Raw genomic sequence first — 23,286 nt, 5'->3', positions numbered from 1 at the left:
ACTCAGGAACAGATCGACGCCATTGTGGCGAAAGCCGTCGATAAAGCCCTGGCCGAACGCCAGGCGAAAATCGACGCCGCGGCTGATAAAAAAGTGGATGTTATCACCAACCCGCAGACCACCGCGGCCACGCCGGATATGGCGATCCCCTTCGGCCTGAAGTTCAGCGGCTACGCCCGCTACGGCGCGCAGTTCCAGACCGGCGATCAGAAGTTTGTCGGCGTCGATGGCTCCTATAACGGCGCCTCGGCGATCGGCCGTTTAGGCAACGAAGGCAACGGCGGCGAATTCCAGATAACCAAAGCCTTCAGGAGCAGTAAAGGCGCTATCTGGGATATCAACGTCATGTTTGACCACTGGAGCGATGAAGTTAACCTGAAAAAAGCCTACGTCGGCGTCACCAACGTGCTGGAGTCTAATCCCAACGCCTATATCTGGGCCGGCCGCGACTTCCATCAGCGCCCGCAGCAGGGGATCAACGACTACTTCTGGATGAACCACGACGGCCAGGGTGCCGGGGTGAAGAACTTTGATATCGGCGGCGTGCAGTTTGACGTGGCGGGAGTGTCGCAGGTGGAGTCCTGTAGCCCGGAAGTGATGGCGGACGAGGCCAACCCGTCGCGCATCACCTGTACCGGCGGCTCCGGTACCGGCGATAACGGCCACTACGCCCTGACCACCAAAACCCACAACATCAAGGCCGGGCCGATCGACGTTGAGGTGTACGCCAACTACGGTTTCGATTCGAAAGCGGTGGACAGCGACGAACGTCTCGACGCCTGGCAGGGCGGGCTGGTGCTGAGCCACACCAACGACAGCGGCGTCAATAAAGTGATCCTGCGCTACTCCGATAACTCGGATAACAGCGTCTACAACAAAACCGATGACCTGACCGCGATTTACGCCAGCTTTGAAGGGCTGCATAAATTCACCCGGCAGGCGCAGATCGAATATCTGCTGGCCTTCCACGACTATGACAACGGCAAGGATAACACCGATAACCGTAAAAACTACGGCGCCATTGTCCGTCCGATGTACTTCTGGAACGATGTGCACTCCACCTGGCTGGAAGCGGGCTACCAGCGCGTCGATTACGACCAGGGCGGCGATAACCACGGCTGGAAGCTGACGCTGTCGCAGAACATCGCCATCGGTATGGGGCCGGAGTTCCGCCCGATGCTGCGCTTCTACGTGACCGGCGGCCAGGTGGATAACAAGCGCACCGCGAAGGTTAACGGCACCAAAGATGAGCAGCTGGATTCGCTGAACGTCGGCGGCATGTTTGAGGCGTGGTTCTAAGAGAGTGAAACCATCCCGGGTCGCGGCGTCAGAGCCCGATCCGGGCTATCAGATCGTAACCTGTAGCCCGGCTAAGCGCAGCGCGAGCCGGGAAGAAGCCGCATCGATATATTCATCCCGGCGCATTCCCCGGGCTGCGGCGTAACGCCTTACCCCGGCTACCGCTGGCTTAGGTGGTTTGCAAAAGGAGCCGGAGATCACCTCTGGCTCATCCGGCGAGCGATGCGTTCAAGCTTAATCATCAGCAGCAGCGTGACGCCCACCAGCACGATGGTCAGCGCCGAACCATCGGCAATATTGCCGCGATCGGTCAGGCTGAAAATCGTCACCGGCAGCGTTGTCCAGCCCGGCGGGTAAATCATCACCGTCGCGCCCAGCTCCCCCATCGACAGCGACAGGCTTAACGCCAGTGCTGAAATCATCCACGGCGTCATCAGCGGCAGCGTAACGTAGCGCAGGCGATACCACGGCGATGCCCCGAGGCTGGAGGCGACGTTTTCAATATCGGCGGAAATCCGCGCCAGACCGGTGGAAACGTTGCTGAAGGTAAACGCGGAAATCAGCACGAAGTGCGCCGCCAGAACGATCCAAAAGGTGCCGTTCATCTGCAGCGGTCCCTGGCTGAAGGCCACCAGAATGCCAAGACCCACAGAAACGGATGGGATGGCGCTTGGCAGATAGAACATCAGCCCAAGGTATTTTTGCAGCTTCGCACCGTACTGCCGCAGGGACAGCGCAGCCCACATGCCGCACAGCAGAGCGAACAGGCTGGCGCAAAACCCGACCATCAGGCTGGAAAAGAGCGCATCCCACGCGGCGCCGCGAAACGCGTTAACAAAGTGTCCGAAGGTAAAGCCGGACGGCAGCAGGCCGTTCCACTGCTGGCTCAGGCTGGACATCAAAATCACCGCCAGCGGCAGGAAGAAAAACCCGGCAAACAGCGTCACCGCCAGCGCTCCTGCCGCCGTACGGCCTTTACGCGACCAAATCAACATCGTTAGCTCCTCACGCCGGTACGCGCGGCGGCCAGCCGATAGAGCATAAACAGCCCCAGCGACAGCAGAATATTAATCAGCGCAATCATGCAGGCGACGCTGTAGTCCGACTCGAGAATAGCCTTGCTGTAGACCATCATCGGTAGAGTATTTACCCCTTTGGCGCCGATAAACAGCACGATGCCGAACTCGTTGGTGGTCAACAGCAGACACAGGCTGCCGCCCGCCATTAGCGCCGGCAGCACCGCCGGAAAAATCACCTGGCCGATGACCCGCAGCGGATGCGCGCCGAGGATGCTCGCCGCTTCAAGCTGGCTTTTATCAATCTGCCGCAGCCCGGCCATCAGCGGGCGCATCACCAGAGGGGTGAAGACGGTCATTTCCGCCAGTATGACCCCCTGAATCGAATAGAGAAAATCCACCGGCGGCAGTTCAAAAGCAAACAGCGACATCAGCGTTCCGTTCAGCAGACCGGCGGAGCCGTAAATAAAGGTGAAAGCCAGGGTGATGAGAAAGGTCGGCAGCGCAATAAAGGTATCAATTATCCGGCTAATCAGCTGGCTACCGGGAAACGGGATAAACACCAGAATCAGCGCCAGCACGCTGCCGAGCAGCAGGCAGCCTGATGTCGCGATAACCGCGATTTGCAAGGTATTGAGCAATGCGCTGAGAAAGCGCCGGGACTCCACCACCTGCCAGAAGGTTTCGAGGCTCAGATGACCCTCGGTATCGCGCAGCGCCTGTTCGCCGATGAGCAGCAGCGGGTAGAAAAACAGGGTCGCCAGCACCAGCAGCGGCGGCAGCAGCCACAGTAAGGGCCGCAGATGAACAGAGCGACGCGGGAGCGTTAAGATCTGCGACATTATGACACCTCAATCAGGACCGCATCGTTGGGTTCAAAATAGAGCGCCAGCCTGTCGCCCGCACGCGGCAGCGGATTCACGTGGGTCATCACGATACGCACCGCCTCCCCCGCCACGTCGCATAGCAGATGGGTCAAATCGCCCTGCCAGTGCACGGAGGTCAGGATGGCGTTCAGCCGGTTGCTGGTGGCCGATCGCGGCGCGAGACTCATATGCTGCGGGCGAATACACAGCAGCTTATTGTTGCCATGCTGGCCGCCGCGGCTGAACGCGGCGATCAATCCGCCGCCGCAGCTGACGCTGACCAGGCCAGGTCCCGCGGTATCTGTCAGCGCCGTCGCCTGCAGGATATTGGCACGTCCGAGAAACTCAGCGCTAAAACGATTAGGCGGATAGTGGTAAAGCTGATGGGTTTCGCCGTGGGCAATGAGCGAGCCGTCTTTCATGATGCCAATCTTGTCCGCCAGGGTCAGGGCTTCGGTCTGATCGTGGGTGACGTAGAGAATGGTCAGCTCCGGCAGTTCGCGGTGCAGACGGGCAATTTCCTCCACCATGTTGTGACGGATTTGCGCATCCAGCGCCGAGAGCGGCTCATCAAGCAGCAATACCCGCGGACGCACGGCGATGGCGCGGGCAATCGCGACGCGCTGCTGCTGGCCGCCGGAAAGCTGGTGCGGATAGCGGCTGGCGTAATCCGCCATGCCGACGATTTTCAGGGCTTCCTGAACCCGTTCAGCGATCTGCGCTTTGGGCTGCTTCTGCGCCCGCAGGCCGAAGGCGACGTTATCTTCTACCTTCATGTGCGGAAACAGGGCGTAGTTTTGAACCACCATACCAAGGCCGCGTTGATACGGCGGCAGGTGGGTGATATCCGTGTCGCCAAGCAAAATTCGACCACCGGCAGGCTGCACAAAACCGGCTATCGCCCGCAGCACCGTGGTTTTCCCGGAGCCCGAAGGGCCAATCAGCGCCAGCACCTCACCGGGGTCAATGGTTAATGTCAGCGGCTTCAGCACCACGTTGCCGTGATAAGAAACGCGCAGCGCGTCGAGAGTAATTCCGGACGTCCCCGCCAGCGACGGGGTGGGGGCAACGGTCGTTTTCATTAACATCACGCTTACTCGCTGTCCGTCACTTTATGCCAGCGGGCAATATCCGCCGACAGCGAAACCGCAACGTCGTCCCAGTTGGGTTCCCAGCTTTTCACGCCGTTAAGCGCCGCTTTCGCCGCTTTAAAGTTAGCGTCTTCCGGCGTCACGTCGCTGCGCACCGGCAGACCCCAGGAGAGCGCGCTGACGCTGGACTGAGCGGATTTATCGAGCAGGAAGTTAATCAGCTTTTTACCGTTTTCGCCGTTCGGACCGTTCTGCACCAGGCCGATGGTATAGGGCAGCGCCAGCGCGCTGCGTTCGCCTTGCGCGTCCGCTGGCCAGAAGATTTGCACATTCGGGTTACGCGCCATCTGCGACAGGTTCATTTGCAGATCGCCGTTAGCGATGTACAGCTCGCCTTTATTGACCAGCGCGGTCAACTTACCGGTGGAAGCAGACGGACCAACGTTATTGGCCTGGAGCTTACCGAGATAATCGAACCCCGCCTCTTTGCTCCCCATGCTGTGAAACGCCTGTAGCATGACCGCCGTACCGTCACCCGCCTGCCCCGGCGTCGAGTACTGCAGTTTGTTCCTGAAGCGGCTATCGAGCAAATCCTGCCAGCTGGCCGGCGCGGTTTTCAGCAGCTTACTGTTATAGATAAAGGTCAGATAGTTATTCACCAGCGGCGAGTAGCGGTCGTGTACGCCCGGGATCCGAGCGCTGTCCTGCGGCTGAAATTCGGCCAACAGCTGTTCTTTCGCGGCACGCTGGATAAACGGCGGCACCGTCACCAGCACATCGGCCTGAGGGTTGGTGCGCTCTTTTGCCAGGCGTTCAACAATCGCCCCGGAACCGCCTTCCACGTACTGCACCTTGATGCCCGTTGCTTTGGTGAAAGCGGCGAACTGGTGCTGGTACCAGCTGTTATCACCATCGTGCAGGCCGTCAGCGGAGTAAACCGTGACGATGCCATCTGCCCAGACCGGAGAGCTGGTCAGCGCGAACAGGGACAGCAGGGCAAGTCGGGAGAGTTTCATCGTATATGCCTCATCGGGTAGTTAGTCGTTCTGGTGTAGACCAGATTGTTTTTCACGCTACCGGGGGTTTATGACAAAACGATGAATGAAGTGTGGCGAAAGGATGACGCCGGTGCAGAAGAATCCCTCCCGGAGGCGGCGCTTGACGCGCCTGTCCGGGCTACCCGTCCGCAGTCAGCGGTGAGCCCGTAGCCCGGGTAAGGCGCCAGCCGCAACCCGGGAAAACGCTCGGGCTGGACCAATAAAATCAATGGGTATCGACTTCAATACGGAGGCTGTCGTGGCGCCAGTACTCAATATCGTAATCGAGAATTCGCCCGTGCTGATCGTAGTTGAGGCGGCGCAAGAGCAGCGCCGGCCGCCCTTCCATCACCCCCAGGGCTTCCGCGGCCTGGGGCGGCATTGAGGTGGGCCAGAACGACAGATGCATACTGGTATATATCAGGTCATAGTGGGTCTGATAAATTTCGGTCAGGCTGCCGTTTAAATCATGGCGCAGCAGCTCCGGAACCCTGGCCGGCAGGCAGTGATTTTCACAGTAGCAGATTGCCCGCCCGTCAGCATGGCGCAGTCGGGTGAGCAGGTAGATCTGGTCGAACGGCTGCAGCGCCAGCGGCGCCATAACGTCCAGCGGAACGGCGGCCAGACGACCGTCGAGCAGCACCGTTTTCGGCTCCCGCCCCTGTTCCAGGCACAGCTTGTGGAAGTTGGTATTCTGCGTCGGATCCAACCACAAGCGCTCCGGCGTAACAAACCAGCCGCGGCGGTCGGCGCGATAAATCACGCCGCTGGCCTCAAGCTGCGCCAGGCTCTCGCGCACCGTAATACGCGTGGTATTGAACAGCGCGCACAGCTCGCGCTCGGACGGCAGCTTATCGCCGCTCTTCAATGCGCCGTTTTGAATACGCGCCTGAAGCTGCGCCTTGATCAGCAGATACTGTGGCGTCTCGCCAGAGGGTGATTTCATGTTCGCTCGCGGCCAAATTTGATGCGCTCATTATACATAACCAGATGAATTTTTTGTTGCAGCGCTACTTTCCCTTTGACCTTTTCGGGGCACGATCGTCATTATAAAAAACATCTGGTATAGACCAAATGGTGAAAACAATGACTTCGCGTAATTATCTGCTGCTGACGCCCGGACCGCTAACCACTTCCCGTACGGTAAAAGAGGCGATGCTGTTCGATAGCTGTACCTGGGACGACGACTACAATCTCGGCGTCGTTCAGGTCATTCGCCAACGGCTGGTGGAACTGGCGACGCCCGCTCACGGCTACACCTCAGTGCTGCTGCAAGGCAGCGGCAGCTACGCGGTTGAAGCGGTGCTCGGTAGCGCGATCGGCGCGCAGGGGAAAGTGCTGATTATCAGCAACGGCGCCTACGGCGCGCGCATGATCGAGATGGCGAAACTGATGTGCATTGCGCACCATCCCTACGACTGCGGCGAAGTGGCGCGGCCGGACGCGGCGGCGATCGAACGGATCCTGCAAACCGACCCGGCGATCACCCATATCGCCATGGTGCATAGCGAAACCACGACCGGCATGCTCAACCCGATCGAAGAGGTCGCCGCGCTGGCGAAACGGTACGACAAACGCTACATCGTCGATGCCATGAGCAGCTTCGGCGGCATTCCCATGGACGTCGCCGCCCTGAATATCGATTATCTGATCAGCTCCGCCAACAAATGCATTCAGGGTGTGCCGGGCTTTGCCTTCGTCATTGCCCGGGAGGCGGAACTGGCAAACTGCCAGGGCCGCTCGCGCTCGCTGTCGCTGGATCTGTACGCCCAGTGGCGCTGCATGGAGGATAACCACGGCAAGTGGCGCTTCACCTCACCGACCCATACCGTGCTGGCCTTTGCCCAGGCGCTGAAGGAGCTGGCGGAGGAAGGCGGCGTGCGCGCACGTCATCAGCGTTACAGCACGAACCAGCAGCGTCTGGTGGCGGGAATGCGTGCGCTAGGCTTTCAGCCGCTGCTCGACGATAGCCTGCACTCGCCGATCATCACCGCGTTTTACTCCCCGGATGCGCCGCAGTATCGCTTTAAGGATTTCTATCAGCGGCTTAAAGAGCAGGGTTTCGTGATCTATCCGGGCAAGGTGTCGCAAAGCGACTGCTTCCGTATCGGCAACATCGGAGAAGTGTACGACGCCGACATCACCGCCCTGCTGGCGGCCATCAAAAACGCCATGTACTGGCAATGCTAAGGAACCGTCATGAACCGTATTAACGCCGTTATTCTTGATTGGGCAGGCACCACCGTCGACTTTGGCTCCTTCGCGCCGACGCAGATTTTCGTTGAGGCCTTCCGTCAGGCTTTTGCCGTGGAGATTACGCTCGAAGAAGCCAGGGTGCCGATGGGTCTCGGCAAATGGCAGCATATTGAAGCGCTGGGGAAACTGCCCGCCGTGGACGCCCGCTGGCAAGCGAAGTTTGGCCGGGCGATGAACGCTGCCGATATCGACGCGATCTATGCTGCTTTTATGCCGCTGCAGATTGCCAAAGTTGTCGATTTTTCTGCGCCGATCGCCGGGGTTGTCGACACCATTGCCGCGCTGCGCGCCGAAGGCATAAAAATTGGCTCCTGTTCCGGCTATCCGCGTCCGGTGATGGAAAAGCTGGCGCCGGCCGCCGCCGCGCAGGGCTATGCGCCTGACCACTGGGTGGCGACGGACGACCTCGCCGTCGGGGGGCGGCCAGGCCCGTGGATGGCGTTACAGAACGTCATTGTCCTCGGCATCGACTCGGTAGCCCACTGCGTCAAGGTTGATGATTCCGCTCCCGGCATTACCGAAGGATTAAACGCCGGGATGTGGAGCGTGGGTCTGGCGGTTTCCGGTAACGAATTCGGCGCCAGCTGGGAGGAATATCAGCAGATGAGCGCCGAAGAGATCGCCGCCCGCCGCGAGCACGCTGCCGGGAAGCTGTACGCCGCCGGTGCGCACTATGTGGTGGATACGCTGGCGGATTTGCCGGGCGTGATTGCCGACATCAACCGTCGTCTGGCGCAGGGCGAACGCCCGTAGTTTTATTGACGATTCGCCTGACTGCGGCCCCATTACACTCGTACTTTCGTCGCCACCAGCAGGCCGGTCAGCAGCATCAACGTACCGGAGAGGACCAGCGGCGAGAGCAGACCAAGGTGATCCAGCGCCACGCCGCCAACCGCGGCGCCGCAGGTGTTGGCCAGCTGGATCACCGCCACCTGAATCGACCCGGCTTTCTCCGCCTGATCGGACAGGGAGCGGGTGATCCACGTTGACCAGCCAACCGGTATCAACGCGAAGGCAAAGCCCCAGATAACGGCAACCGTCGACGCCACGATTTTACTCTCCCCCCACAGTACCAGCACCGCCGCGCTGATGGCCAGCACCACCGGGGCAACCGCCAGCGCCGCTTTCACCGAACGTTTGAGCAGCATCGAAGAGAGCGAGGTGCCGACGAAGCTGGCGATGCCGAAGCTCAACAGCACCAGCGTCAGGCCGTCAACGTCAAAGCCTGCCAGCGTCATATACACCGGGCGAATATAGGTAAAGAAGGCGAACTGGCCGGCGAAGGCCATAAAAATGGCACACATCCCGGCCATCACGCCGGGGCGCTTTAGCAGGCCGAACATATTTTGCTGCGCCGAGGTCGACTCGCCCGGCAGAGACGGCAGCGCCTTCAGCACCCAAATCGTACAGACCCCCCCCATCACCGCGGCGCCGTTAAAGACGTTACGCCAGCCGATAATCCCACCGAGGAAGCTGCCCAGCGGCGCGGCGATCACCAGCGCTATTGATACCGCGCCAAAAATAACCGACAGGGCTTTGGGCACCACGCGCATCGGCACCAGCCGCATGGTGAGCGACGCCGACATCGCCCAAAAGCCGCCCAGCGCCAGCCCGAGGCAGGCGCGGCCGAGCAGCAATAACGCAAAGCTGTTGGCAAAAGAGACCAGCAGGCAGGAAAGGGTCAGCAGAACCGAAAACAGAATCACCACGTAGCGGCGATCGGTACTGCGGATGATCGAGGTGATAAACAGGCTGGCGAACATCGCCACGAACGCCGTGGTGGTGACCGACTGTCCGGCAACCCCTTCGGAGATGCCTAAATCCTGCGCCATCGGCGTGAGCAGGCTTACCGGCAGGAACTCAACGGTAATCAGGCAGGCGACGCAGAAGGCCACCGCAAAAACCGCCGACCAGTTGGGTCGCGCCGCCTGATGAGCCTGTGGCGTAGAGGCATTCGAAGGAGTCATAAGTTACCTGCATGGTTGAACACGGGGAAGCCGCGCAGTGTAACATTTTAAATGTGACGAATTTAACGTTTTGACAACTTTCTCACCAGCATCGCCAACGGACACAAGGTTCGCAGGATTAAAGATGGAATGCGATTCGCTTACCGGTTGGCAGCTTAACATCAATACTGAGTTCCCCCCCGAGCGCTGCAACATAGCGCTTCAGCGTTGACAAACGCGGGTCGTTATCAGCCTGTTCCATTTTTGCTATGGTGGGTTGTTTAACGCCCATTGCCTTAGCCAGCTCTGCCTGAGACATATTGAGTTCTTCCCTTAACATACTTAAAGCGATAGCCTGGCGCATCTCCTCGACTTTTTCAGCAATACGCGCCTGGCTTTCCGGGCTCTGTTTGGCCATTAATTCTTTAAGGGTCGCCATATTTTTTCCTTACTGATTAAGGTGCTTACGGTACTCAGCATCTGCAAGCTTGATCATATCTTTATAGAATCTCTTTTCATTTAACCCTGTTTTATCTCCGGCGCATAACACGATGCCACAACGAGAAGGGTCAAATACAAAGAAAGCTCGGATGGGTCTACCTTGATGCTGAATGCGCAGCTCTTTCATATTCGAAAAGGCAGAATCGTTTACTGTATCCGCAAACGGCCTTCCCAACCGGGGGCCATACTCGGATAAGATCACCATTGCGGCGAGCATATCCTCTTTGAGCGCTTCGGTCTGCGCCTCAAACCACTTGTCAAAAACCTCCGTTGTTTCAACATCCCACATCAGCGATCCCTCATAGCCAATAAGCTATAAGTAAATTATAGCCTACTAGCTATAAAAGCAACCCCTCTTTATAAAATGACTTACGCATTGGCTAATCTGCTGTTACGTGCCGCCGTCGCCAGCCCAGCCCGCTAATGAGGATTTCATTGGAAGGACGGCCAGATGATGGCCCTTTGTTACGATGACTTATGCACCGGTGGCCTCGTCGGCGTGACGTTTAACGAAGCCAACAGTGCACCGGGAAGTGATATCAGTGCAGCCAGTGGACGCCATCCTCCGCTAAAAACAGCGCGTTATAGCGCTCCTGCAAAGCGTGCAGGTCGCTCACCTCCGGCTCCAGCTCGCGAAGAAAACCTTGTGCCAGGCGGATTTGCGCTTCGGTAATCGGCGCCGCGAGGCGGGCCTTTTTCATCAACCGATACCAGTAATGCAGGTTCTGCTCGCTGCCGTCGACGATAGCAGTCTGCCAAATCAGCAGCACCTGAGCGGCATTTTGCAAATGCGCTTCATTCGGCCGTTCCAGGTAGTGCAGATACTCGTTACCGGCCGTTTTTCCCAGCTGATCGATCATCGATTCCAGTGGTACCGGCGTAATGCCTAACCGTTCGCTCAGACGGCGAATCGCACGGCGTGAATCAGAGGTAAGCACCCGAAATCCCACAACAAATACCACTATCAGCGTGGCCAGTCCTAACCAGATCATGCATCCTCTCATTCAATCGCAGCACCACTATCATAATGGGAAATTGCCCGCTGTCGACTGTCGGAGGTACCAGAATGTGACTTATCGCGACCCCGTCTCGCTATCATCAAACCGCCCGGCAAGAGGTATAAAAAAGCCCGGCGCAGGGGCCAGGCAACGTGACTCACACCCAATGACTCAGGCAGTCTGCAAAGTTTGCGTCTTTTTCTGACGGCGGATTTTACGTTCTTCAAACACCGCAACGATGGCCATCAGGCAGATGCAGCCAATTGCCGCCGCATCCAGCGCCGCAAAGGTGCCCGCCCAGCCGGTGAGGCCAAAAATCGGCGTACCGTCGGCAATCATCCCGAGGCCGAGCTTGGCGAAGCTATCGCCGATCAGATAGGCAAAGGTGCCCTTGATCCCGTCGGCAGCGCCAATCGCCTTTTTCGGCACGAAACCTACCGCGGCAACGCCGATCAGCAGCTGCGGGCCAAACACCAGGAAGCCCAGCGCAAACAGCGAGGCGAGATAAACGTACTGGTTACTGGCGTGCTGATAAACCCCCAGGGTGGCGATAATCAGCGCCAGCGCAATGCAGGCCACCAGCGCGCGACGACCGTTTGCCAGATCCGACAGCCAGCCCCACAGCAGCGTGCCGACCAGCGCGCCCACTTCAAACAGGGTAAAGCCTTGAATCGCCACCTCTTTGGAGAGCTTCAGCTCCTGGAAAGCGTAAACGGTGGACCACTGGTCAATGCCGATGCGCACCACGTACAGGAAGATGTTGGAGAAGCACAGCAGCCAGATGACTTTGTTCTTCAGTACGTACTCGACGAAGATCTGCCATTTGGTCATGGCGTTCTCTTCCGTCTCTTTATCCTCTTCGCTGATCTCTTCGCCAAACAGCTCTTCGGCGTTACCGAGGCCGTAGGATTCCGGGGAGTCGCTGCCGAAGCGCAGGCCGATAAAACCGACGATCAGCGCGATAATCGACGGGAAGATAAACATCCCGATCACGTGGCCGTCGAACAGGTAGTTGGCGCCAAACAGCGCCACGCCCGCCGCGCCGGCGCCGCCGAGGTTGTGAGAGATATTCCAGAAGCCGAGGAAGGTGCCGCGTTTACGGCGGGGCGTCCACTTGGTAATGGTCGAATAGCTGCACGACCCACCGGTGCTCTGGAAAAAGCCGCTCAGGGCGTAGAAGGCGATCATCAGGAACAGGCTGGTCGACCCCGCGCCCATGCTGGCGCTGAAGCCAAGCATACAGATGGCCGAGAGGATCAGCATAAACGGCAGAAACTGCTTGGTGTTCTTACCGTCTGCGTAGTAAGAAACCAGCGTTTTACCGACGCCGTAGGTGATTGAGAATCCGAGACCGATCATCCCCAGCTGCGTCATGCTCAGCCCGTAGGTGGAGATCATGTCGTTCTGCGCGATGTTAAAGTTTTTGCGGATCAGGTACATGGTCAGATAGCCGATGAAAACCACCAGATACGACTGCATGAACGGTTTGAACCACATTTTGCGCCGCGCTTCGAGCGGCAGGTCCAGGGTTGGCTTACGCACCTGGTTTAAGAAGGCCAGCATGATTGGGTGACTCCTGAGCTGATTTAGTACCTGCGAATGGCAGGCATTGTAAAAATCAGCCGGGAGACTCGCCTGAGACAGCGTCCAGGCGAAACCGGGAAAATTTCTTAGTTTTACGCCATTCGGCGAAGAAAGGTGAAGTGGGTCACGCTTCTCGCGGCGCCTGGGCGTTTAAAAACGGCAGCAGCAGCAGGGCGGAAATGCCGGCGGCAATGGCGATAACCACGAAAAAGCCGCTCCAGTGCCAGATTTCCATCACCTGCGCCAGCGGCCAGCCGGAGAGCGATGCGCCAAGATAGGCAAACAGGCCAACAAAGCCGGTTGCCGCCCCCGCCGCCTCTTTGTGCGAGCACTCCGCCGCCGCCATGCCGATCAGCATCTGTGGGCCAAAAACGAAAAAGCCGGTCGTGAAGAAGCAGGCCGCCTGCATCACGTAGCTGGCGAACGGCATCAGCCAGAGGCCGCCGACCGACAGCAAAATACCGGCGGCGAAAATCAGGTTCATCGGCCCGCGGTTGCCGTTAAACAGTTTATCCGAGCCCCAGCCCGCCACCAGCGCGCCGATAAAGCCGCCCACCTCGAACATGGTGACCGCCGAATTCGCCGTGACCAGATCGACGCCGAGCGTTTCCGACATATACAGGTTGCCCCAGTCGTTAATCGCCGCGCGCACCACGTACACCAGCACGTAGCACAGTGAGAGCAGCCAGATATAGGGATTCAGCAGCACGTATTTGGTGAGGATCTCTTTACGGGTCAGGCCAGCGCCCTCCTGCTGCTGGGCAATCTCCAGCTCATCGTGCCGCCAGTCGCCCACGGCGGGCAGGCCGACCGCCTGCGGCCGGTCGCGCAGCCGCCAGCAGAGAAACAGTCCGGCGAGGATCGCCAGCATGCCGGCAATCATCATCCCCGTTCGCCAGCCGTAGTGCAGCGCCGCCGCGCCAACCACCATCGGGATCAGCGCCCCGCCGACGTTATGCGCCGTATTCCACAGCGCCCACCAGCCGCCGCGTTCGGTGCGCGAATACCAGGTCGTCAGCAGACGGGCGCACACCGGCGAGCCCCAGCCCTGGAAGAAGGCGTTCAGCGCCCACAGCAGCGCGAAGGCCCACAGCGAAGTGGAAAAGCCAAACAGAATATTCACCACGCCGGTAGCGACCAGACCGATGCCCATAAAATAGCGGGCGTTAGAGCGGTCGCTGACGATACCGGAGAAAAATTTCGACAGCCCGTAGGTGATGTAGAACAGCGTTGCCAGCAGGCCGATATCGCTGCGCGTCAGCACGTTGCTGGCGAGGATTTCCGGCACGGCGGCGTTAAAGCTTTTACGCGTAAAATAAAACAGCGCATAGCCCAGCCAGATGGTCAGCAGAATATGCCGACGCCAGTAGCGGTAACGCGCGTCCAGCGCCGGTTTGTCGGTAATCGGCGGAGCCGCGGGCGGGGATTTCAAAAAGGCAAACATCGTCGCTCCTCAGGCGTAGCGCAGCGGCAGGCTGACGCAAACGCGGGTGCCGTGGGTGCAGGAGATGGTTAAGGTGCCGCCCAGCGCGCTGACGCGCTCGCGCATGCCGGTCAGGCCGAAGCCCTGCTGACCGGAGCCCGGCGGCAGGCCGCAGCCGTCGTCCTCCAGCACCAGCATCAGCCGCTGCTCCTGCTGCCAGCCCTGCAGCGTGACGGCGCTGGCGCTGGCGTGTTTGACGATATTATTCAGCCCTTCCTGGCAGACGCGGAACAGGGTGACGCGCTGGTTTTCGCTCAGCAGCGACTCATCAATGCGCCACGCCAGATGGCTGACCATACCGCGGTCCTCCAGCTCCATTTCGCGCATCAGCGAACGCACCGCCTGTTCAAGCGTCAGGTCGTCCAGCTGGCGCGGGCGCAGGCGGCCCAGCAGGCGGCGCACCGAATCATAGACGCCGAGCGAAAGCTGCTCAATCAGCTGGCCGCTCTGCCTGACGCTGGCGCTGTTAGGCGCCAGACGCTGGACGATCCCCGCCTGAGTACGGATGGCGGTGATGGTCTGCCCGATATCATCGTGCAGCTCGCGGGCCACCTCGCGGCGCACGCTCTCTTCGGTTTCCAGCAGGCGTTCCGCCAGCCGCTGGTTACGCACCAGCTCGTTTTGCAGCGACTGATTCAGCTCGCGCAGCCGCTGAATGCCTGCGCCCAGCAGCAGGCCCGTCAGGCTTTGCGCCAGCAGCGAAAGCAGCAAATCCACCGGATGATCGTGCCAGCTCTGGCTGGCAATCAGCGCGATGGCGTTCATCAGGGTCGCGATCAGCGCGCCCTGCCAGCCGTAGTGCCAGGCCAGGGCGATAATCGGCAGCGCCAGGCAGAAAGGCGTAAATCGCGAGAGCTCGGCGGGCAGCCCCAGCTGGAGCCAGAGACTGACGCTGAACAGCAGCAGGTACCAGATAAGATGCCGCCCGCGCCAGTTTACCGGCTGCGAGACCAGCGATGGCCCCAGCGGCCGCCAGACGGTACTGGTAAGGTAGTGCCAGATAACCAGGCAGGTAGGCGCCAGCGTCAGGCCGCCGGTCAGGGTCAGCAGCAGCGCGTTCAGCCCCTCCTTGCCTTCCGGCAGCCACGGCAGCGACTGGAGCAGCGCAGCGGCGATCAGCGCCCCTCCCTGACGCAGCAGGGTGAGCCAGTCACGCTGCTGGCGATAGCGTGAGATCAGCGCCACCGGCAGCAGGGTCAACAGACTTCCGGTCATCAATATTATCGGGTGCGCCAGCGCCACTTCCTGCGCCAGCCAGAAGATCAGCAGCCACTCAGCGCCCAGCAGAACCGGCCAGTAGCCGCGCGGACACTGCAGCATCAGGCCAAGACGCAGGCCAAAGGGGAAAAGCAGCACCGCAAGATCGGCACGCTCCACCAGGTGCAGGCTGATGCTCCACAGGCAAAACCACGCGGCGGAAAAGATAAAGCAACAACCGATAACCGAGAGCAGCCGGGAGAGAAAGGCGTTCATTGCCAGCTATCGAACATGCGGCGCGCCAGCTCGACGTCGTTGCTGACGCCCAGCTTTTCCAGCAGATTGGCGCGATGAACGTGCACGGTTTTTGGCGACAGGCCCAGCTCGGCGGCAATCTCTTTTACCGCCATCCCCTGCGCCAGCTTTTCCGCCACCTCGCGTTCGCGTTTGGTGAGCGGGTCCCGTCGCCCGGCCGCCAGCTTCATGGCGATATCCGGCGTCAGGTAGCAGCCGCCAGCCGCCACGGTGCGGACGGCGGCGATCAGCTCATCCGGGCTGCAGCGCTTGGAGAGAAAGCCGCGCGCGCCGGCGTTCAGCGCCTGCTCCACCAGCGCCGGGCTGTCGTGCACCGACAGCATCACGATCGCCATCCCTTTCGGCAACTGGCTTAACAGCTCAAGCCCGGAGATATCCGGCATCGAGATATCGCAGATACAGACCTGCACGCCGCGGCCGGGCAGCCCCGCCAGCGCTTCGCGCCCGGAACCGAATTCGGCGACGACCTGAAAATCGGCTTCCAGCCCCAGCAGTTGGGCAAAGCCGGAGCGGACGATAAGATGATCGTCAATAAGGGCGATTGTGGTCATGGCGATTCCTGGGGAGGATAAAAAACGCGCTTACCTTAACGGTATAAACGCCATCCTTCAAGCTGCCTCTGTTCCCCCCCAGTCACTGACTTCAGTCAGCTCCCGGGGGATTCTCAGAGTTGCCGCCCTGATGCGGCTTGAGTGATTTTGTTTATCGCGCGCAGCGGATCAAGCCGCGAGCGATTATTCGAAGAACACCGCGATTTTGCTGAACATGGAGGGATCGGACTGATTGCGCACCACCTTCTCAACGTCTTCCAGCTTTTCGATCTGGCTAATCATCTGCCCGAGGCGCTGATCGTCGTTGACCAGTAGCCAGATGCGGCTCTGGTTGCTGTCCGGGATCGGCAGACAAAGAATGCCTTCCACGTTAAATGCGCGGCGGGCAAACAGGCCGCAAACGTGGGTCATCACGCCAGGGTGGTTGCGCACGGTGAGCTGTAGAATAACGTTTTCATGAGTCGCTTGTTGCATGGCTTATTCCCCCACCATTTCAGTATTGGCCGCACCCGGCGGTACCATCGGATACACTTTTTCTTCGGCATCGATACGCACGTGGATCAGTGCCGGACCCGGGCGGTCGATAATCGCCTGCAGCGCCGCCTGCGGATCGGCTTCGTTATTTAAATCACAGGTTTGCAGACCAAAACCGGCGGCGATCTGCATAAAGTTGACCATGCCAGGATAGGTCGCGGCGAACACGCCCTGCTTGTAGAACAGGCTCTGCTGCTGGTGAACCAGCCCCAGCGCTTCGTTATTCATCAGGATAATTTTCACGTCCAGCTGATTTTCCGCCGCGGTAGCCATTTCCTGAATGTTCATCATCAGGCTGCCGTCGCCGGAGAAACAGATGACCTTGCGCTGCGGGTTAGCCAGCGCCGCGCCTACTGCGGCAGGCAGGCCAAAGCCCATGGTGCCGAGGCCGCCGGAGGTCAGCCACTGGCGCGGGCGGTTGAGCGGATACGCCTGCGCGACCCACATCTGGTGCTGGCCGACGTCGGTGGTCACGATTGCCTCATCGTCAACGCAGGCGGCAACGGCGTTAATCAGGCCATAGTGGGTAAGCGGGTCTTGCTCCTGCGGAATGGTGCAGGGGAACTCCCGCTGCAGATCGGCCACCAGCTGCAGCCATTCGCTGCGCGGCTGCGCCTCGACCTGCGGGATCAGCTGCGCCAGCACTTCGCCAACGTCGCCCTGAATCGCCACGTGCGGCTGTTTGATTTTACCCAGCTCAGAGCGGTCGATATCAACGTGGATAATTTTCGCGTTCGGGCAGAACTGCTCGGTTTTACCAATCGCCCGGTCATCAAAACGCGCGCCTAAAACAACTAATAAATCAGCCTCTTGCAAAATAAAATTGGTGCTGCGCGCGCCGTGCATCCCCAGCATGCCCAGCGACAGCGGATGCGCTTTCGGCAGCATCCCCAGCGCCATCAGGGTCTGGGTGGTTGGCAGGTTGGCTTTTTCCGCCAGCTGGCGAATGGGCTCAGGCGCGTTGATCACCCCACCGCCCAGATAGAGCACCGGACGCTGCGCGGCGTTAATCATCGCCGCCGCTTCACGCACGCTGGCGCTATCGAACGTCGGAGGCGCCGTACGGGCGCCGGGTTCCGGCAGGGCGTCAAGCTCAATGGTCGCGGCCTGAACATCCTTAGGAATATCTATCCACACCGGCCCTGGTCGCCCGGACTGCGCGATGCGAAACGCGTCGCTTATCACCTGCGGCAGCTCAGCAATGTTGCGTACCAGATAGTTATGTTTCGTGATGGGGATAGAGATACCGTAGGTGTCGACTTCCTGGAAAGCGTCGGTGCCGATCATTGAGGCCGGAACCTGGCCGGTAATGCACACCAGCGGAATCGAATCCAGACGGGCGTCAGCGATAGCGGTGATCAGGTTAGTGGCTCCCGGGCCGCTACAGGCCATACACACCGCCGGTTTGCCCTCGGTGCGCGCCATGCCCTGGGCGATAAACCCCGCGCCCTGCTCGTGACGCGCCAGAATATGGCGGATCTGCGTGCTTTGGCTTAACGCATCGTAAATGGGAAGGATGGAGCCGCCCGGAATGCCGCTGACCGTGGTGATCCCCTGACGCTCCAGTAAATGAACGACTAACTGTGCGCCAGTGAAGCGCATTTTTTGTGATGTTGTGCCCGAACTTGCCATGCTCCAGTCCTTTTATTCTGGGCCGACTTACCGGGGGGCATGAAACGAAAAACCCCGCTCGGTTTGCGCCGGCGGGGTTTGGAATTCGTGTTGTTCCGGACCCTACGGCGCGTTGCCGACGACGACCACCACAGACACGACGACCACCGCGGCAGGCGCGGTTAGTAGTAGGGTCGAAGTCAGCGTGGTAGCGTTCATGAGGGACCTGTTGTCTCAAAAAAGGGAATGAATTTATACAAACACAGCTTTTGTCATTTCACAATGGATTTATTTTCAACCAGGAGAAACTGCGCGGAAGATCACATTAATTTGCGGCGGGATAAAAACAAAAAACCCCGCCGCGGCGAGGTTTTCTGTTCGGTGTTTTTACGGTTGGTAGCCGCAAGCACACTGTATTACGTCAACGAAAAAAGTATACGCGATCGGGGAAGAAGGCGCAATTTTCACGATGGTTTTTGCTGATTTAGAGTATGGATCGCGTATACAAATTTGTCCAAAAAATACTGTTCATATATACAGTATTCATTCTATACTGAGGGGGTACGCAGGGGGAATCTGGGGCCGCACTTTTACCGGCGCAAAAAAGTCCTGGCTGAAACGGGTGGTGCCGTCAGCGCCTTAACCCCAGAAGAGCACACTGTGTTACGTCAACAAATACCCCGAATTATTGAGTCCGCCACCGGCAGGTGGCGCCTGAATATGACGGGTATACCCTGGCTGGCAACAGGCGGCGGAAAGGTACGCCAGCCGGTTGTGCTCCTGAACCAGAGGAGACGCGTATGGGCGGAGTGGATATCGTTGTTCTGATCCTGAAACTCATGGTTGCCGTGTTGCAACTACTTGATGCAGTCCTGAAGCAGTTCCGCTGATTCAGGTTCAAGTCGCACCTGAGAGGGGCGGGAAACCGCCCCTCTACAGGCTAACCTGACGGAGAAAAATTATGGCACCGTTGTTGATCGCCGCTATCACCCCGGACGAACCCGGTTTTTCGGCACTCCGCGCCGAAAGCCTGGCGCAAAACCTGAACATGCTGCGTCGCCTGGCGGAGAACTGGCAGAACGGGGAAAACCGTTTTAACGCGCCGGGAGAAAAGCTGCTGGGGGCTTTTGCGCACGGGCAGCTGGTCGGCGTGTGCGGGCTTAACATCGACCCTTTTAGCCAGCAGCCGCGGGCCGGTCGCATCCGCCATTTGTATATCGCCGAGCGCCATCGTCGGCAGGGGATCGGGCATCAGCTGCTGGTCTCGGTTATCACCCACTCCGGCAGCAGCTTTGATTTTCTCAACACCCATGCGCCGTCAACGGCCTGGTCGTTTTATGAAAATCTGGGATTTCGCCCGGTCTATGATGAACCGCGGGTCACCCATCGTCTGTTCTGTTCGCTCTAGCCGCCGCTGGCTGCTGAAGAGTGCGCATGTTACAGTCCGTTGACGATTTATTCCCCAGCGCCAGGCCGCAATGACCATTACCGTATTCTGTATTTTGCTGTTCGCCGCCCTGCTTCACGCCAGCTGGAACGCTATCGTTAAAGCCAGCGGCGATAAAATGTACGCAGCGGTAGGCGTTAGCGGCTCTGCCTCGCTCATCGCCCTGGTTCTGCTCCCTTTTGCCCCCCAACCCACGCTCGCCAGCGTGCCGTTTCTTGCCGTCTCCTGCGCGCTACAGGTGGTGTATACGGTGCTGGTGGCAAAAACCTATCAGGTCTCGGATATGAGCCAGACCTATCCGCTGATGCGCGGGACCGCCCCGCTACTGGTGGCGATAATCAGCGTCGCCTTTCTTGGCGACACTCTCTCCCCGCTGGCGTGGCTGGGCATCGGCGTCATCTGCCTGGCGATTCTGGCGATGGCCTTTAACGGGCGCGCCAGTTCGAGCCAGGGTATCGTACTGGCTCTGATCAACGCCTGCTTCATTGCGGGCTACACGCTGGTTGACGGAACCGGGGTGCGGCTTTCAGAAACCGCGCTGGGCTATACCCTGTGGACCTTTTTTATGAACGGCTTCTGTCTGCTGGGCTGGGCGATGATTGCCCGACGCCCGCAGGCCAGCCGCTATCTGCGCCAGCACTGGAAGAAAGGCATGGTCGGCGGCGTCGGTACCATGGGCTCCTATGGCCTGGCGCTGTGGGCCATGACCCAGGCGCCGCTGGCGGTGGTAGCCGCCCTGCGCGAAACCTCGATTCTTTTTGGCGCGGTTATCGCGTTTATCCTGTTGAAAGAGAAGGTAGTTCCATTGCGCATCGCCGCCGCCTGCGGCATTGCCGCCGGGGCGATTCTGCTGCGGCTGTCGTAATCCACACATGGCAACATTAGTTGCCGACTTTCGTTTACAAAACCTGCCTGAACATCCCCGACAATCCCCCCTTACAGGGTTGTTCTGTCATTTTTATGTGGTAGATTCCTCCATCGTTTAGCGGGTGTGCCAGTCACATATTCTTCATCTCCAACTTTATACAAAGTATTCATCGACATGAAACGGCATAAGAACTTCAATTTGTTGTTGATGCTGGTGCTGCTGGTGGCCGTAGGCCAGATGGCGCAGACCATTTATATTCCGGCGATTGCCGATATGGCGATATCGCTCAACGTTCGCGAAGGCGCGGTGCAGAGCGTAATGGCCGCTTATCTGCTGACCTACGGCGTCTCGCAGCTTTTCTACGGCCCGCTCTCCGATCGCGTTGGCCGCCGCCCGGTGATCCTGGTGGGAATGTCCATTTTTATGCTGGCGACGCTGGTTGCCATTACCACCCATAGCCTGCCGGTGCTGATTGCCGCCAGCGCAATGCAGGGGATGGGTACCGGCGTCGGCGGCGTGATGGCGCGAACCCTGCCGCGCGATCTGTATGAAGGGGCGCAGCTCAGGCACGCCAATAGCCTGCTGAATATGGGGATTCTGGTTAGCCCGCTGCTGGCGCCGCTGATTGGCGGCATTCTCGATACCTTATGGAACTGGCGGGCCTGCTTCGTATTTCTGCTGGTACTTTGCGCCGGCGTCACCTTCAGCATGGCGCGCTGGATGCCGGAAACCCGGCCCACCGGCGCGCCGCGTACCCGGCTCATCACCAACTATAAAACGCTGTTCGGTACCGGCGCGTTCAACTGCTATCTGCTGATGCTGATCGGCGGCCTGGCGGGCATTGCCGTATTCGAAGCCTGTTCCGGCGTGCTGATGGGCGCGGTACTGGGTCTGAGCAGTATGTCGGTCAGCATTCTGTTTATTCTGCCGATCCCGGCGGCGTTCTTTGGCGCCTGGTTTGCCGGCCGCCCGAACAAACGCTTCCCGACGCTGATGTGGCAGTCGGTGATTTGCTGCCTGCTGGCGGGGGTGCTGATGTGGATCCCTGGCCTGCTGGGCGTGATGACCGTCTGGACCCTGCTGGTTCCCGCCGCGCTGTTCTTTTTTGGCGCGGGGATGCTGTTTCCGCTGGCGACCAGCGGCGCGATGGAGCCCTTCCCGTTCCTCGCCGGCACCGCCGGGGCGCTGGTGGGCGGGCTGCAGAATATCGGTTCCGGCGTGCTGGCGTGGCTGTCGGCGATGATGCCGCAAACCGGTCAGGGCAGCCTCGGCCTGCTGATGATGCTGATGGGATTGCTGATTCTGCTGTGCTGGCTGCCGCTGGCGTCGCGCTTTCATCAACACCAGCAGCCGGTTTAAGGCTTCTTTGCGGGTTCCCCGGGTCGCGACGCGGCGCGTCTTACCCGGGCTACAAATGACGGACGCCGATAAACCCGTAGCCCGGCTAAGCGCAGCGCAAGCCGGGAAGCAGTGGCGAATTATCAGCCCCGGCATATTTCCCGGAGGCGGCGCCTGACGCGCCTGTCCGGGCTACCGGCCCGCAGACGGAGGTAAACCCGTAGCCCGGTCAGCGCAGCGCCACCGGGATGAAACTAAGCCGGTCATCATAATTGCGCCTGACTCTGCAGCCAGTGGATAAAGGCGTCAATTTTCGGCCACTGACGGCCCGGCAGGGTCGTCACGTAGTAGTGCTGATGGCACTTCAGGGTCATCTCGCCGAACGGTGCGATCAGCTCGCCGCTCTCCAGGCGCTTTTGCACCAGCCGCTTACGCCCCATCGCCACGCCAACGTGATTCATCGCGGCAATCACCGCTAAATCCGAACGATCGAAGCCAATACCCGACGATTGCGGCAAATCGACGGAAAATGTCTGCGCCCAGCTGAACCACTCATCGGTGCCGGAATCGTTGCTCCACGCCTGACGATCGTGCAGCAGCGTACAGTGGCGAAGATTGCCGGGGTTCTGCTGTAGCTGATGCTGGCGCGCGTAATCCGCCGTGCAGACCGGTACGATGGCCTCATCCATCAGAAAATGGTGGCTCAGCTGCGAGGAAGGCGCATCATCGAAGTAGATTGCCAGATCGATGCCCGCGCGCTGCATATTGACGTTATCGTTGCCGGTCAGCACGGTAAGCGAGATCGACGGATAGCGGCGGGTAAAGTCGCCGAGCGCGGGAACCAGCCAGCACTGGGCGATGGACGGGCGCGAATAGACCGTTAACGTCCCCGACAGCTCCTGGTTTTTAATATCCAGAATTTCCTGGTTCAGGCTATCCAGCGAGGACTTCAGCGCCCAGAACACCCGCTTACCTTCATGCGTCAGCTCTACTTTGCGGTGCGAACGCACAAACAGCTGGATCCCCAGCTCTTCTTCCAGCTGATTGATACGGTGGCTCACCGCGCTGGGCGTCAGCGACAGCTCCTCCGCCGCCAGCGCAAACGACTCATGCCGGGCGGCGACTTCAAAGGTATACAGCTTCGATAGCTGCCAGCCGTTAAGCAGGCGAGTGCCTAACTCTTTTAGCGTCTCCATCTCTTACTCCTTCACAATTCCCCGCCGAGTGTAAGAAATTTTTCGCGCCAGCTGCGCATTAAAGATGAATAAAAGTGATGCATAGCACACATAACAGACAATTTTAGAGCAAAATCACCTTTTTGATTCAATCTGATTCACCTTAAGGGCCG

At 59.3% G+C, this 23,286-nt stretch carries 24 protein-coding genes; 7 read left to right on the top strand and 17 right to left on the bottom strand.

From position 1 onward, the window contains the following. A partial coding sequence (locus F8562_RS03350) for a carbohydrate porin (RefSeq protein ID WP_151891885.1) occupies nt 1–1,299 on the top strand: 1,299 nt, incomplete at its 5' end. 197 nt (nt 1,300–1,496) lie between these two features. Here F8562_RS03350 and phnV read toward each other — a convergent pair. The 5 genes from phnV to phnR form a co-directional block, all read right to left on the bottom strand. Then, on the bottom strand, nt 1,497–2,294 hold the full coding sequence (gene phnV, locus F8562_RS03345) for a 2-aminoethylphosphonate ABC transport system, membrane component PhnV (protein WP_014227306.1): 798 nt from the start codon (nt 2,292–2,294) through the stop codon (nt 1,497–1,499). Between the two features lie 2 nt (nt 2,295–2,296). Beyond that, a complete protein-coding gene (gene phnU / locus F8562_RS03340; RefSeq protein ID WP_014839836.1) occupies nt 2,297–3,157 on the bottom strand; it encodes a 2-aminoethylphosphonate ABC transporter permease subunit in 861 nt (286 codons plus the stop codon). Further along, nucleotides 3,157–4,269, bottom strand: coding sequence for a 2-aminoethylphosphonate ABC transport system ATP-binding subunit PhnT (gene phnT / locus F8562_RS03335; RefSeq protein WP_094909528.1), 1,113 nt, complete (start codon nt 4,267–4,269; stop codon nt 3,157–3,159). Before phnT ends, phnU begins: the two co-directional genes overlap by 1 nt. A gap of 5 nt (nt 4,270–4,274) precedes the next feature. Next, nucleotides 4,275–5,288 (bottom strand): 2-aminoethylphosphonate ABC transporter substrate-binding protein, encoded by a 1,014-nt coding sequence (gene phnS, locus F8562_RS03330; protein ID WP_014227308.1) that lies wholly within the window; start codon nt 5,286–5,288, stop codon nt 4,275–4,277. Nucleotides 5,289–5,535: 247 nt separating this feature from the next. Further along, on the bottom strand, nt 5,536–6,255 hold the full coding sequence (phnR, locus tag F8562_RS03325) for a phosphonate utilization transcriptional regulator PhnR (RefSeq protein WP_014839839.1): 720 nt from the start codon (nt 6,253–6,255) through the stop codon (nt 5,536–5,538). 140 nt (nt 6,256–6,395) lie between these two features. Here phnR and phnW point away from each other — a divergent pair, with 140 nt between their 5' ends. Together phnW and phnX are read left to right on the top strand one after the other, a co-directional pair. Continuing rightward, nucleotides 6,396–7,499 (top strand): 2-aminoethylphosphonate--pyruvate transaminase, encoded by a 1,104-nt coding sequence (gene phnW / locus F8562_RS03320; RefSeq protein ID WP_042934427.1) that lies wholly within the window; start codon nt 6,396–6,398, stop codon nt 7,497–7,499. Nucleotides 7,500–7,508: 9 nt separating this feature from the next. Next, nucleotides 7,509–8,318, top strand: a complete 810-nt coding sequence (gene phnX / locus F8562_RS03315; protein WP_004855618.1) for a phosphonoacetaldehyde hydrolase — start codon at nt 7,509–7,511, stop codon at nt 8,316–8,318. Nucleotides 8,319–8,350: 32 nt separating this feature from the next. On the opposite strand, the gene nepI is transcribed toward phnX, so the two are convergent. The 11 genes from nepI to ivbL form a co-directional block, all read right to left on the bottom strand. Then, nucleotides 8,351–9,532: a purine ribonucleoside efflux pump NepI gene (gene nepI, locus F8562_RS03310; RefSeq protein WP_014839841.1), complete on the bottom strand. Its 1,182-nt coding sequence runs from the start codon at nt 9,530–9,532 to the stop codon at nt 8,351–8,353. Nucleotides 9,533–9,650: 118 nt separating this feature from the next. Continuing rightward, a complete protein-coding gene (locus tag F8562_RS03305) occupies nt 9,651–9,950 on the bottom strand; it encodes a helix-turn-helix domain-containing protein (protein ID WP_014227313.1) in 300 nt (99 codons plus the stop codon). Nucleotides 9,951–9,959: 9 nt separating this feature from the next. Beyond that, nucleotides 9,960–10,301, bottom strand: coding sequence for a type II toxin-antitoxin system RelE/ParE family toxin (locus F8562_RS03300; RefSeq protein ID WP_014227314.1), 342 nt, complete (start codon nt 10,299–10,301; stop codon nt 9,960–9,962). A 250-nt stretch (nt 10,302–10,551) separates the two neighbouring features. Beyond that, complete coding sequence (locus F8562_RS03295; RefSeq protein WP_094909529.1) at nt 10,552–11,004, bottom strand: DUF1198 domain-containing protein; 453 nt, start codon at nt 11,002–11,004, stop codon at nt 10,552–10,554. A gap of 177 nt (nt 11,005–11,181) precedes the next feature. After that, nucleotides 11,182–12,573 (bottom strand): hexose-6-phosphate:phosphate antiporter, encoded by a 1,392-nt coding sequence (uhpT, locus tag F8562_RS03290; RefSeq protein ID WP_004107098.1) that lies wholly within the window; start codon nt 12,571–12,573, stop codon nt 11,182–11,184. 145 nt (nt 12,574–12,718) lie between these two features. Continuing rightward, nucleotides 12,719–14,038: an MFS transporter gene (locus tag F8562_RS03285; protein ID WP_014227316.1), complete on the bottom strand. Its 1,320-nt coding sequence runs from the start codon at nt 14,036–14,038 to the stop codon at nt 12,719–12,721. A 9-nt stretch (nt 14,039–14,047) separates the two neighbouring features. Beyond that, on the bottom strand, nt 14,048–15,529 hold the full coding sequence (uhpB, locus tag F8562_RS03280) for a signal transduction histidine-protein kinase/phosphatase UhpB (protein ID WP_162097182.1): 1,482 nt from the start codon (nt 15,527–15,529) through the stop codon (nt 14,048–14,050). Between the two features lie 17 nt (nt 15,530–15,546). Further along, nucleotides 15,547–16,140: a transcriptional regulator UhpA gene (gene uhpA, locus F8562_RS03275; RefSeq protein WP_004107112.1), complete on the bottom strand. Its 594-nt coding sequence runs from the start codon at nt 16,138–16,140 to the stop codon at nt 15,547–15,549. A 183-nt stretch (nt 16,141–16,323) separates the two neighbouring features. After that, complete coding sequence (ilvN, locus tag F8562_RS03270; protein WP_004855635.1) at nt 16,324–16,614, bottom strand: acetolactate synthase small subunit; 291 nt, start codon at nt 16,612–16,614, stop codon at nt 16,324–16,326. Nucleotides 16,615–16,617: 3 nt separating this feature from the next. After that, nucleotides 16,618–18,306: an acetolactate synthase large subunit gene (gene ilvB / locus F8562_RS03265; RefSeq protein WP_004855639.1), complete on the bottom strand. Its 1,689-nt coding sequence runs from the start codon at nt 18,304–18,306 to the stop codon at nt 16,618–16,620. Between the two features lie 102 nt (nt 18,307–18,408). Next, complete coding sequence (gene ivbL / locus F8562_RS03260; protein ID WP_004107123.1) at nt 18,409–18,504, bottom strand: ilvB operon leader peptide IvbL; 96 nt, start codon at nt 18,502–18,504, stop codon at nt 18,409–18,411. Nucleotides 18,505–19,085: 581 nt separating this feature from the next. On the opposite strand from ivbL, the gene tisB reads away from it, so the two are divergent. From tisB to emrD, 4 genes are all read left to right on the top strand, one after another. Next, the gene (tisB, locus tag F8562_RS03255) at nt 19,086–19,175 is read left to right on the top strand and encodes a type I toxin-antitoxin system toxin TisB (protein WP_004107126.1); all 90 of its coding nucleotides are present in this window, start codon (nt 19,086–19,088) and stop codon (nt 19,173–19,175) included. A gap of 71 nt (nt 19,176–19,246) precedes the next feature. Continuing rightward, on the top strand, nt 19,247–19,693 hold the full coding sequence (locus F8562_RS03250) for a GNAT family N-acetyltransferase (protein WP_014839843.1): 447 nt from the start codon (nt 19,247–19,249) through the stop codon (nt 19,691–19,693). Between the two features lie 70 nt (nt 19,694–19,763). After that, the gene (locus F8562_RS03245) at nt 19,764–20,597 is read left to right on the top strand and encodes a DMT family transporter (RefSeq protein WP_014227319.1); all 834 of its coding nucleotides are present in this window, start codon (nt 19,764–19,766) and stop codon (nt 20,595–20,597) included. 177 nt (nt 20,598–20,774) lie between these two features. Beyond that, nucleotides 20,775–21,959 carry a multidrug efflux MFS transporter EmrD gene (emrD, locus tag F8562_RS03240; protein WP_004855651.1) on the top strand — a complete coding sequence of 395 codons (1,185 nt, stop codon included), beginning with the start codon at nt 20,775–20,777 and terminating at the stop codon, nt 21,957–21,959. 245 nt (nt 21,960–22,204) lie between these two features. On the opposite strand, the gene dsdC is transcribed toward emrD, so the two are convergent. After that, the gene (gene dsdC, locus F8562_RS03235; protein WP_014227320.1) at nt 22,205–23,134 is read right to left on the bottom strand and encodes a DNA-binding transcriptional regulator DsdC; all 930 of its coding nucleotides are present in this window, start codon (nt 23,132–23,134) and stop codon (nt 22,205–22,207) included. Nucleotides 23,135–23,286 lie beyond the last annotated feature (152 nt).

This window comes from Klebsiella sp. RCJ4 (genome assembly GCF_009025755.1).
Lineage (GTDB): Bacteria > Pseudomonadota > Gammaproteobacteria > Enterobacterales > Enterobacteriaceae > Klebsiella > Klebsiella michiganensis.
This window is presented reverse-complemented; position numbering and strand designations above follow the sequence as displayed.